Here is a 12,243-nt window from a genome sequence, read left to right as displayed (position 1 = left end):
GAAAGAAGAGACTGGATACGAATATTGACATTTATAAAAAGATAGCTATAATAGGTATTGCAAGTGGATACTTGCATTTTGGAGGAAGTGAATGTCATGGCAACTCAGGAAACCGCAGATAAAATTATTAATGCAACCATTGAGCTTGTGCGAGAAAAGGGCTACAAAGCAACGACGACAAAAGCCATCGCTGAAAAAGCCGGTGTGAATGAAGTGACCATCTTCCGTCACTTTGGCAGCAAGAAGAGTATATTAGAATCTGCTGTCCAAAGGTTTTCTTATGTGCCGCTTTTATCTAAAGCGATCCGCGAAAAAGTCGTCTGGGAGTTGGAAGAGGATCTATATTTACTGTCAAAAGCTTATATGGATTATTTAGTTTCCATTCAAGACTTTGTATTGATAGGGTTTAAGGAAGCGGGGCTTTTTCCGGAAGTAGATGAAGAGATCGCCAATATTCCATTAGAATTAAAGAAAGTTATGATGGATTATTTTCAAGCAATGGAGGAAAAAGGGAAGGTGGACTGTCCAGATATTGAATCAGCGGCTCTACAGTTCATCTATATGAATTTCGGCTTCTTTTTATCAAAGGCAAGGCTTGGCTCAAAAGTATCGTCTTTATCCATCGAAAACTATTTAAAAAACAGTGTACATATTTTTTCTAGGGGGATCACCCCCTAGAAAAAATTTTAAATAATATGCAAGTATGTACTTGCTTACAGGGGGATAAAAATGAATGCACTTAAATATTTTTTTCGGCAACCGGAAACCTTTGTTGGTATTTTAGCAGCAGCAGCTTTTCAGATTATCTTTTTCTGTGTGTGGATGACTGCTTATGATGGAGTAGATGAACGGATTGAAAACTTACAGATCGGGATTGTCAATGAAGACACAAGAGTTGGAAGAACCGTCGAACAAAACTTAGCGAGGGCTCTGCCGTTTAAACTAGAAAAGTATGAATCACTGGCGAAGGCAAGAGTGGATATGAATAAGCGTCATATTGATATGATTATTCAAATACCTAAGACACTTAGTGAAGATATTCAATCTGGAAGCACTGGAAATGTCGTTTATTGGATTAATCAAGCAAATGCAAGTATGGCGAAGTCTATGATGGAAAGCACAGCTAGTCAGGTAACCAGCCAGGTGAATAACAGCTTGTTTTTAGTCCAAAAGAGCGAGTTATCTGGAGCTTTTCAACAGCAGATTACTCATATGATGCCTGCTGGAAAGTCAGCTGAAGCTGTTAGCCAGTCGGTTACAGAGCTGCTTAAACAAGTAAAGGATGAGCCTGTCAAAAGCTCTATTGTAAAAACAAATAAAGCAAAAGGATTCGCTGCTACAATGGTACCGATGATGATTGTGCTTTCATCATTTGTAGGCGCGATGGTGCTGACGATGCAGCTGCAAAATGCAGCACAAAAGTTAAAGAGCTCTTTCGGGAAGTGGGAACTTTTTTTCTCAAGGCAGATCATGAACATTGCTGTATCCTTCTTGCTAGTTATTCTAACAGTAGGGTTAATGGTTATTTTTAAGATTGGTGGTGAACATTCACTCATAGCCATCTACCTTTTCCAAGCTTTAGTATTTTGGGCTTTTCTATCTTTTGCCCAAATGTTTGTATTCTTGTTCGGCAACGGGGGAATGGTATTTAATATTTTGGCGTTATCTCTCCAATTAGTCACTTCTGGCGTCATTGTGCCAAAGGCGGTACTGGCCAATGGGTATAGTAGCCTTGGAGGATTTCTTCCGGCGACTTATGCAGCCGATGGCTATTACACGATTGTCTTTGGCGGGGATTCAGGAAATATAAGTGGAAATATGGGACAATTGCTATTAATGATTTTTGTGACAATGATCGTGTCAGCAACAGCAGTGTCTTTCAAGCGTGCCCGTTCCCCGCAGATCGCCCAAGAACAGACAGCTCAAGAAGGGCGATAGAAAGTAAGCAGCCGCAGGAAAGGTGGACTTCTATCCTGCGGCTTTTCTTGTTGTATTCACTTTTATTTTACAGTGAAGCGGATGAGTCCTTCTCTTCTTCCATATTTAGATCGGATAGTTTATTTTTAGAGAACTTTGCCAGAGCTAGCATATAAACGATGCCGATGGCTACCCAAACAAGTCCAGCTACAAGGGCATCGATGTGCAAATGATACCATAAAATCCCTGTTAATCCAGCTCCGATAAGAGGCATAATTAGGAAAGAAAAAATATCCTTTGCTGTTTTATATCTTTTTTTCCGGAACACAAAGTAAGCAATAACAGACAAATTCACAAATGTGAAGGCGATTAGTGCACCGAAATTGATGACCGCTGAGATTAATTCTAGACTTGGCGCGATGGCGAGCAATGAAACGGCTCCGACTAATATGACATTAAAGGCAGGTGTTCGAAATTTGGGGTGAACGTAGCCGAACAGTCTGCGCGGCAGTACGCCATTCCGGCCCATTACGTATAAAAGGCGGGAAACACTGGCATGAGATGCGAGTCCGGAAGCGACAGTAGCAGCAAAAGCTCCTGATAAGAAAAAGAGCTTAAAGATAGATCCACCGACAAATAATCCGATTTCCGGCAAGGTATCGTCTGTTACTTTAAAGCCAGACAAATCCGGGAAAAGAGCCTGTGCAAAATAACTACAAACAAAAAAGATTCCTCCGCCAATCAGAACTGTCAGCATAATCGCTTTAGGCATGATCTTCTGGTCAACGGCCTCTTCTGTATACATCGTCACCGCATCAAAACCGATAAATGAAAAACAAACGACTGTGGCCCCTGTCAAAATAGCAGTTAAATGTATATTGGAATGAAACAATGGTTCGGTTGTGAAAATAGTTCCTTGCCCCATACCGTTAGATAATTGTTTAAATGCAAGGAATAGAAATGCCGCGATTAAGACTACCTCAAATACAACGAGAATAGAATTGAGACTGGATGTTTTTCCCATGCCCCACATGTTGATAGCAGTGATGATAATTACGTAACCGACAACCCAAATCCATGAAGGAACATCCGGAAAAACAGATTCCATATAAAGACGGATAATTAGTGCATTGATCATGGGAAGCAGCAAATAATCCAATAATGACGACCAGCCGACTAAAAAGCCGAGGTGAGGGTTCATTGTTTCTCTTGTGTACGTATAAGCAGACCCTGCGCTTGGAAATACTTGGACCATTTTTCCGTAACTAATAGCCGTAAATAACATAACTACTAGGGCCGCAATGTAGGCAAGTGGAACCACTCCATTTGTTTCTTTCGATACGATGCCGAACGTATCGAAGACAACCGTTGGAGTCATATAACCGAGCCCGAGACCAACAATCGCCCAAAGTCCAAGTGAACGTTTAAGTGTATGATTTCCTGACATATATCAACTCTCCCTTTTGTTCTCAAGGTGTCATTCAACAACTTGAAACGCTTTCATTTATTGGATACTCAGAACTACAGAGAGGCTTCAAGGTGGGCGTTTCATCATACATTAGTCCCTCCTTTTGATAGCTGCTTTCAAAATTTCTTCGCTTTAAACATTTGCAATTTTCGCGCCAATTAGTGGTATTTATTAGCCCATAGGCTTAATTTGTTTAAATAAACGATAAATCCGTTGAATGGATAGTGAACATGTATATTAGAAAAAGATAATTTTTATGAATTTTTGAATAATTTAACCTTGAGTGCATAAAAGAACTGTGTAAATAATGAGATGATGGGTAAATGGATCTATAAATGAGATTGATAATAGTTCTTCGGTTTTAGGAGGAGGGGTGTCATTTGAACGAAGAAACACAAAAAGCAGCTTTTATAAAAGCTGCTTTTGATAGATAAGGATTTAGTTGCTATGCTGATTTGATACTTTAACCATTTGCAGGATTTTTTGAAAAGCGTCATCTGTAGTTGCAGCTTCAATAGTAATCCTTTGCTTATCAGGGTAATGCTTAGTTGAATATTCATATTTAGGATCATAATAATATTCAAGCAAAAGTTTAATGGCCAAAGCAAAATCATGGCTTTCTAGCGCTTCTTCAATCTGCTTGGCGATAGGTGTGTGAATGCGCTTTTTAATTAGTTGAAAGGCTTCCTCGAAATGATGTGGATATTCCCAGGGCTGATAATCTTCTAAAATATTTCGTACTCTTTCTTCGACAGGCAGATGAAGAAACAGCTGAAGGCTGTTTTCTTTTTTCTCATTCAAAAAAGGAGGCAAATATACTTTTCCAATTCGTTTGCTTTCTCCTTCAATGAAAACAAAGGGTTCATCCTGATAACGCCGGATTTCACTGATAAGAAGGGAGTCGAATTTTTTCTGGTTGCTTGGCTCAAGGCCGATTTGTCCAAAAATTGACCCGCGATGACCGGCCATTTTTTCAAGATCAATGACAGGATAACCATGTTTCGATAACCGTTGCAAGATAGCAGTTTTCCCCGAGCCAGTGTATCCATTTAGCACGAATAGCTTCGGTTTGAATTGCTGGTTTTCTAGTTCCTGGACGACCCATTGACGATAGGTGCGGATACCTCCCATCAAACGGTTAGCACGGATGCCCATTAATTCAAGAACAGTGGCGGCCGTTTTGCTGCGCATTCCTCCGCGCCAGCAAAATACAGTCATAGGCGTTTCAATTTGTTTAAATTCAGCAATAAATGCGGGGAGCTTTTGTGAAAAAATTTGCAGTCCTCTTTCTTTTGCTGCTTCCACCCCTTGCTGTTTATATATGGTTCCAACTTCTGCGCGTTCCTCATCGTTAAAAATAGGAATGTTGATGCTGCCCGGGATGGTGGCTTCATTAAATTCTTTTGGAGAACGAACATCAACCAGTGTATGTGTCTCTTTTTCCTTTGAGGCCAATAAATCAGGCAGCGAGATATCTTGAAACATCTAGTTCACCTTCTATAGTTAATTAAGCGGTTGTACAACAATACGGCCTTTATTTTCTTCCGTTACTTCTCCAATAATTTTCGCCTCTACGCCTCGCTCTTGAAGCTCCTTAGCAAGCTGCTCCGCTTCATGGCCCGCTACTGAAATTAACAGCCCGCCAGACGTTACAGCATCACATAAAATCCAACGATCCACTTGATCAAGCGACTCAGGATAAGTAACGATCTCTTTTACATGTTCGAAGTTATTTTTTGTTCCACCTGGCACAGAACCTGCTTCAGCCAGTTCTTTCACTCTTGGAAGTACAGGAACTTGATCAGAATAAATTCGCAGTCCGACATCGCTTCCTTTTGCCATTTCCGAAGCATGCCCTAAAAGGCCGAAGCCAGTGACATCAGTAGCAGCGTGAACGTCATAGTCTGCCATTACTTCAGCGGCTGTTTTATTAAGAGTAGCCATTACTTTGGTTACGCGTGCGATTTCTTCTTCAGATAATAAATCTTTCTTTAGAGAGGTCGTTAGGATGCCGACGCCGATCGGTTTTGTTAAGATGAGCCGATCTCCTGGCTTTGCTCCAGCATTGGTTCTTACCTTCTCTGGGTGAACGACTCCTGTAACGGCAAGGCCGAATTTAGGCTCCTTGTCATCAATAGAGTGACCGCCTACCAATGTAACACCCGCTTCTTGTAGTTTATCACCCGCTCCGCGCAAAATTTCAGTAAGGATGCCTTTATCTAGTGTAGCGATAGGAAAGGCAACGATATTCAATGCTGTTATGGGTGTTCCTCCCATTGCGTACACGTCGCTGATGGCATTGGCAGCCGCCACTTGTCCGAAGTCATAGGGCCTGTCAACGATCGGTGTGAAAAAATCGACAGTCTGAACGATAGCTGTCGTATCATTTAAGCGATATACTCCTGCATCATCGCTCGTATCAAGTCCAACAAGCAAATTGGGATCAGATACAGCAGGCGGCAGTGTATGCAAAACCTGAGCCAAGTCGGCAGGGCCTATTTTACATCCACAGCCGCCTTTTGAAGACAAAGTAGTTAGTTTTATGGAATCAAATTTATTCATTTTAAATCAGCCTTTCATAAATTGAATATCTTTTATTTTAGCATAGGAAAAGAAAAAGGCCTGTGATGGTGACTTGAGCAGTCAAAGAGTGAATCCAAATACAAACTCATCTTAATGTGAGTATAGACAAAGTCTGGCTAAAACACACTTAGAGTGACGATGAAATTTTAATTGCAGCTTTCCTATCTAACCATGTAGGTAGAAACAAAACCTAAAATATAGCGCTGGGAGTTTGAAAGAGGAGGTTAAGAGGCGCGGATTCTTCATTTATAAAGCATGATACATTCTTTCTTTTGATGTGTAGATAAGGAGTAAAGAAGAATAAGAGTAAAAAGAAATTGCAGCAATCTGCCGGTGAGTATACGTTATAAAGAAATTAGCTAGCGAATGAGCATGATCGCTTCTTGAGTTCTCATTATTAAGAAATGATTATAAAAATTGCGAAATGCAGCTTCTTGCTAGTAACAGCCTATAAAACAACCAAAAGTATCTACTAATAGGTTGGCTGGTTGTTTTCTCTTCTTAAAAATGAGAAATAATCGGCAAAGTTTTTAAAGAGAGGCGCTGTGTTTTTTTGGTATGCAATTTGCATTAATTTTGTAAGCGTTTTATTTTTGAGGAAAAATGCCGATCTGGTAAAACAGCAGATGGAGAAAATAAGGGGAGAGAGGAGTCAAAATATGAAGGAAAAAGCCAGGAGAGAAGTAAAAAAGCCATCTATATGGCTAGCTTTAGTACCAGTTTTATTTATGATTGTTTCTTTATCCATTTCAGTCATTAAATTTGAAGCTGATCCACATATTCCACTGTTTCTTAGTACAATTGTCGCTGCGGTGATTGCTGTAAAATTAGGCCATAGCTGGTCAGATATTGAGAAAAGTATTTTTAAGACCATTATGTTGTCACTTCAGGCCATATTAATTTTAATGATCATCGGCTCGCTCATGGGTACATGGCTGGCGGGGGGCATCGTTCCAACGATGATTTATTATGGATTAGAAATTATTTCTCCCGCCTATTATTTGCTTGCTGCTTGTGTCATTTGTTGTATTGTGAGCATGGCAGCCGGTAATGCATGGTCAGCGGCAGGAACAGTTGGCATTGCATTGATGGGAATCGGACAAGGCTTAGGTATCCCTTTGCCAATGGTAGCGGGTGCCATTGTCTCGGGCGTTTACTTTGGGGATAAAATGTCTCCTTTATCGGAAACGACTAATTTAGCGCCAGCTGTTGTGGGAATTGGTCTGTTTGAACATATACGGAATATGATTTATACGACAGGGCCGGCATTAATCATCGCTCTCATTCTATACGGCATTCTTGGCATCAAATATTTTGGCGAGGGTTCCCGTGTGAATGATGTAGAATTGATTCAAAACATCCTTACAGACCAGTTTGTTATTTCTCCATTTTTGCTTATCCCGCCTCTCCTTATTATCGTCATATTAGTTTTAAAAATCCCTGCCATACCGGGACTGACCATTGGGTCCATTGTTGGCGCTTTATGTGCTTTGTTTGTACAGGGAGCAGGTATGCAGGATGTTATTGCTGCCATGCACACTGGATTTACAGCGGACACGGGAAATACGATTACAGATGAATTGTTGAATCAGGGCGGAATTGAAAATATGATGAGCATGATTGCCTTAGTTTTGATTGCCATGAGCTTTGGGGGAGTGCTTGAAAAAGCGCAAATTCTTGAAACAATTGTGGAAGTATTAGTAAGGAAAGTAAAGAGAACGGGCAGCTTAATTGCCACTACAGTTGTCACATGCTTTTCAGCCAATGCAGTCGGATGTGAACAATACATGTCGATCATCATACCAGGTCGTATGTACTTAGCGGAATACAAAAAAAGAGGACTTCATCCTAAAGTCTTAGCACGAACATTAGAAGATGCAGGAACGATGAGTTCACCATTAATTCCTTGGACGACATGCGGCGTCTTTATGCTCGGTGTTCTCGGAGTTAGCGCTTTTGAGTATGCGCCATATGCTTTTCTTGCCTGGATCAGTCCACTGATCGCTATTGTATACGCCTATCTAAACATTAAGATAGATCGGATTCCGATTAGAGAAGAACTCGCGAAAGAAGAACTTGTAAGAAACATAGACAAAATTACTCCATAATTTATCCGAGTATAGAGCTTTATCTTTTCGTTAATAAACTTTGTTCTAAAGTGAGGAAAATAATCAGAATATTTAATAAATGGTGATGGGATGATAAAAAAATTGCGCTTAAAAGGTTCCTATAAAGAAATAGGAAAAGGGCATGGTTCAGAAGGGAAAAGAGAAGTGCTGAAAAGTTTGGAAACTTATGAAACTCTCTTTTATGATTATAGTCAAATTCGTTGGAATGAAGCGAGGGAGATGGCTTTGAAGCACGCGGAAGCCATTTCTAAGTATGATGATGATTTAATTAAAGAAATGGAAGGAGTCGCTGCTGGAGCTGGCGTTGATTTTGAGGATATTTTGGCATTAAATACACGAAGTGAAATAGCTTTATCCGGTAAATACAGCCAATTTTCTGATGGATGCACAGCAATTGGTGTCATGCCCCCTATGTCTTCGGGTGTCATCATTGGACAGAATTGGGATTGGAAATCAGCACAGTCAGAGAGCCTTCTGTATGTAGAAATTGAGCAGACAGGAAAGCCAAATATAAAAATGATGACAGAGGGAGGGATCATTGGAAAGATCGGTTGCAATTCCGCTGGGCTGGGTGTTTGTTTAAATGCCTTGCTAACAGACAAGAAGTCTAATCGTATACCTATACATTTAGGGCTAAGAAGTGTATTAAATTCTTTTACCTATTCAGAAGCTATTTTGAGAATAGATGAAGGTCTCATGGCATCCGCTGCTAATTTTTTAATCGGTTCAGCAGAAAATCAAAACGGCATAGTTATGAATGTAGAAGTGAGCCCAGCCGGCATTGATATTGAAGAAAGCGTGGATGGCTATGTTGTTCATACGAACCATATTTGTTCCTCATTTATTAAATCTCATATAGCAGATAAAAATGAATACATTGAAACAGACTCACTGGTCAGAATGAACCGGGCAAGACAGTTAATCAGGGGACAGGCGGCTCAAAATAAAAAAGCGGGGGAAGCCAGTTTTAAACAATGGCTTTCAGATCAATATAACTTTCCCGATTCAATCAATCATTTTATCAACGACAAGCTACCTCCTCATAGAAGAATGGAAACTATCTTTTCTATCATTATGAATCTCTCAGGGAAGAAAATGCTTGTTTGCGTTGGAAAACCTTCGCAAGGTCCATACGTGGAAATGTAGCTAGAAGAGCTAGCGGAAGGAGGGCGGAGAAAGTGTGAAGCAAATATCATTATGGGAAGCGACGGAAAGAGAGAGAACACATAGGGGGAATTTACAGGGAGACAGAACGTGTGAGGTAGTGATTATCGGCGGGGGCTTTTCCGGTTTATCAACAGCGTATCATTTACAAAAAAATAACTGCCAAACAGTTATCCTTGAGAAAGAAAAGGTCGGCAGCGGGGCAAGTGGAAGAAATGGGGGCCAGATCTTGACCGGGTATGTGCTGTCTATAAGCCAGCTTACCAAAAAATACGGGCTGTCAGCAGCAAAGCAAATGCTGCAATTAACGTTGGATTCCATTGATCTTATTGAAGAGATTATTCAGGAAAATAACATTAAATGTGACTTTTATCGTGAGGGGCATCTGCATGCAGCTTATAAACCAGCACATTTAGAAACACTGAAGCGTGAACAGGAGAGATTGATGAAGGATTTTAGCTATGAAGTGCAAGTGGTCGAAAAAGCGGAGATGCAGCAGGAGTTGAATACTCCGCTTTATGCTGGGGGATGCATTGATAGAAACAGCGCTATTTTTCATCCGCTTAACTATGCACTGGCGCTGGCGAATCGGGTGGAAGAGCTGGGAGGGACGATTTATGAAAAAACAGAGGCCCTTAAAATTGACAGAATCCCGAATGGAAAAGTAACCGTGACAACAAATGAAGGCAAAATCACAGCGGATCAGATCGTGATCGTTACGAATGCTTACTCAGGAAGCCTCCATGAAGCCATTGGCAGATCTGTTATTCCTATTGAAAGTATTATGATTGCAACGGAGCCGCTGCCACCTGATACATTAAAAGGATTAATCAAGAAAAACCGAGGGGTCTACGACACGAAAAATTTGCTGTATTACTTTAGAAAAACAGCTGATCATCGTCTTGCCTTTGGCGGGTCGGGGAGAACAACGAGCCGGCGTGATGCTGGACGCTTATTCTTCCAACTTCGTGAAGGGATGAACCGGGTATTTCCTGACTTGGAAACCGCCCGTATTGAATATGAATGGAGCGGGAAGGTAGGCTTTACAAGAGAGAAAATCCCGTACATGGGGCAGCTTGAAGATGGAACTCATTTTGCTTTTGGATATGCAGGCCATGGAGCAGCCATGTCAACGCTGATGGGGAAACTACTCGCAGCGAACGTCCTTCAACTGGAAGAAGGGAAAAACCCACTAGAGAAAACAACCTTAACCCCTATTCCTTTTTACCGTCAGCACGCCAAGATCGTTAGTGTCATGAAATATTATTATCAGCTTTTAGATAAATTTTTCTAATTCATTTTCTGAGTAAGCTTTTTAACATAGCTGTCTGAAAGCCAGTAAATAGCTGGTTTTCCGGACAGCTTTTATTGTTAGTGTAAGCTTGATAAATAATTTATCAATTTTGATAATAACTTCTCATAAATGAGAAAAAAGCAAAAGGTAAAGAAAAGCCTGCGAATATTCAGAATATTTTTTAAGGTGGGTATTTCTCTTCTCATAAATGAGAAAGACACATCTGTTTGATGCTGATTTCACTTGTTTTAGAAGTTGGCATAGCAGTTGCATTATATAGAAATGTAGCTATACACATAAAAGGAGAGGAAGAAAAATATGAGGAAATCTAATGAAGAAGCACTCCAAATAGCGACTGAGATATTGGAGTTAATTGAAAGCGATTCACTTAGTGAGAAGCAGAAAGATCAAATTATTGAAGATTCGATTTATAACTTTACTAACTTTGTAAATAAGGCAATTCTTGATCACCGTAAATCGGCTTCTACCGACTTTTCATTTGTAGAGTGGGAAGATGAGAAAGCTATTTTCCGTGACACGAAGAATCGGGAGTTTATCGACTGTCTTGGCGGTTATGGCGTTTACTTGCTGGGGCATCGTCATCCGAAAGTGGTAAAAGCAGTAGAAGCGCAATTAAAGCGGTATGCTTTGCACAGCCAGGAGTTAGTTGATCCGCTGCGCGGATATTTATCTAAGCTTGTAGCTGCTATTACACCGGGGGATATGCAGTATACTTACTTCACGAATTCAGGCGCCGAGGCTAATGAAATGGCACTTAAACTGGCGCGGCTCGCCACAGGAAAAACTCATTTTATTTCCACTGTAAATGGGTTTCACGGCAAAACATTTGGGGCTCTATCTTCGTCAGGAAAGGCAGTATTCAGAGAGCCATATTTACCGCTCGTCCCTGGATTCCACCACGTGCCGTTCGGCGATGCCGATGCTATGGAGAACATGATTAACCAGCTTGAAGCGACTGGAGAGAAAGTGGCGGGGATTATTGTTGAGCCGATCCAGGGAGAAGGCGGCATTAACATTCCATCCGCTGATTATTTTCCAAGATTAAGAGAAATTTGCGACGAGCATAACTGTGTCCTGATCGTTGATGAGATACAAACTGGCATGGGCAGAACTGGAACTTTGTTTGGTATAGACCATTGGAATGTGGTTCCGGATATCATGACACTCGGCAAAGCGTTTGGCGGCGGAGTCATGCCGATCACTGCTATGGTTGCCCGCCCTCATTTATGGAAAAAGATGGAGGAAAATCCTTTCTTGCTCGGTTCCTCTACATTTGGCGGAAACCCGCTCTGTTGTGCAGGAGCCATTGCGGGAATCAAAACGATACTAGAAGAAAATATCGTCGAGCAAGCGAAAGAAAAAGGCGATTATATTGTGGAGAAGTTAGCTGAAATCCAAAAGAGTTATCCGGAAGTCATGGTCGCCGTGCGCGGAAAGGGATTGTTAATTGGCATGGAGTTCGCCACGAATGAGATTGGCTTTGAGCTGGCCAAACGATTATTTAACGATCAAATCCTCATAGGAGGGACATTGAATAATGCTACGGTGATCCGCATTGAGCCGCCTGCTGTTATTACGTATGAGCAGATTGATACGGTTATTGGTGCGATTGACAAACATGTAGCCAATCTGGCAAAAAAACCGGCTGTAACTAGTTAATAACAGGG

The 12,243-nt window shown here is 41.0% G+C and carries 8 protein-coding genes and 1 pseudogene; 6 read left to right on the top strand and 3 right to left on the bottom strand.

The genetic code is table 11. The annotated features are described in order from the left end of the window. The first annotated feature begins 96 nt into the window (after positions 1 to 96). Together ACH0BF_RS21415 and ACH0BF_RS21410 are read left to right on the top strand one after the other, a co-directional pair. On the top strand, positions 97 to 678 hold the full coding sequence (locus ACH0BF_RS21415; RefSeq protein ID WP_120036144.1) for a TetR/AcrR family transcriptional regulator: 582 nt from the start codon (positions 97 to 99) through the stop codon (positions 676 to 678). A 51-nt stretch (positions 679 to 729) separates the two neighbouring features. Next, positions 730 to 1,938, top strand: coding sequence for a YhgE/Pip domain-containing protein (locus ACH0BF_RS21410; RefSeq protein ID WP_120036145.1), 1,209 nt, complete (start codon positions 730 to 732; stop codon positions 1,936 to 1,938). A gap of 67 nt (positions 1,939 to 2,005) precedes the next feature. Here ACH0BF_RS21410 and ACH0BF_RS21405 read toward each other — a convergent pair whose 3' ends face one another. The 3 genes from ACH0BF_RS21405 to selD all read right to left on the bottom strand — a co-directional run bounded on the left by ACH0BF_RS21405 (position 2,006) and on the right by selD (position 5,947). After that, entirely contained in the window at positions 2,006 to 3,364 is a 1,359-nt protein-coding gene (locus tag ACH0BF_RS21405) for an APC family permease (RefSeq protein ID WP_340851262.1), read from the bottom strand. Positions 3,365 to 3,823: 459 nt separating this feature from the next. Further along, positions 3,824 to 4,870 (bottom strand): tRNA 2-selenouridine(34) synthase MnmH, encoded by a 1,047-nt coding sequence (mnmH, locus tag ACH0BF_RS21400; RefSeq protein ID WP_406910239.1) that lies wholly within the window; start codon positions 4,868 to 4,870, stop codon positions 3,824 to 3,826. An 18-nt stretch (positions 4,871 to 4,888) separates the two neighbouring features. Beyond that, complete coding sequence (gene selD, locus ACH0BF_RS21395; protein WP_120036148.1) at positions 4,889 to 5,947, bottom strand: selenide, water dikinase SelD; 1,059 nt, start codon at positions 5,945 to 5,947, stop codon at positions 4,889 to 4,891. A 680-nt stretch (positions 5,948 to 6,627) separates the two neighbouring features. On the opposite strand from selD, the gene nhaC reads away from it, so the two are divergent. The 4 genes and pseudogenes from nhaC to ACH0BF_RS21375 all read left to right on the top strand — a co-directional run. After that, the gene (gene nhaC / locus ACH0BF_RS21390) at positions 6,628 to 8,076 is read left to right on the top strand and encodes a Na+/H+ antiporter NhaC (protein ID WP_340851259.1); all 1,449 of its coding nucleotides are present in this window, start codon (positions 6,628 to 6,630) and stop codon (positions 8,074 to 8,076) included. Positions 8,077 to 8,166: 90 nt separating this feature from the next. Next, entirely contained in the window at positions 8,167 to 9,243 is a 1,077-nt protein-coding gene (locus ACH0BF_RS21385; RefSeq protein WP_406910238.1) for a C45 family autoproteolytic acyltransferase/hydrolase, read from the top strand. A gap of 34 nt (positions 9,244 to 9,277) precedes the next feature. After that, positions 9,278 to 10,555: an NAD(P)/FAD-dependent oxidoreductase gene (locus ACH0BF_RS21380; protein WP_406910237.1), complete on the top strand. Its 1,278-nt coding sequence runs from the start codon at positions 9,278 to 9,280 to the stop codon at positions 10,553 to 10,555. 315 nt (positions 10,556 to 10,870) lie between these two features. After that, positions 10,871 to 12,235, top strand: a pseudogene (locus ACH0BF_RS21375) (putrescine aminotransferase); the annotation flags it as partial. Positions 12,236 to 12,243: the final 8 nt, after the last annotated feature.

This window comes from Pseudobacillus sp. 179-B 2D1 NHS (genome assembly GCF_045370945.1).
Taxonomy (GTDB): Bacteria; Bacillota; Bacilli; order Bacillales; family Domibacillaceae; genus Pseudobacillus.
Note: the sequence above shows the minus strand (reverse complement) of the source record. Positions and strands in the feature narration are given on the sequence as shown.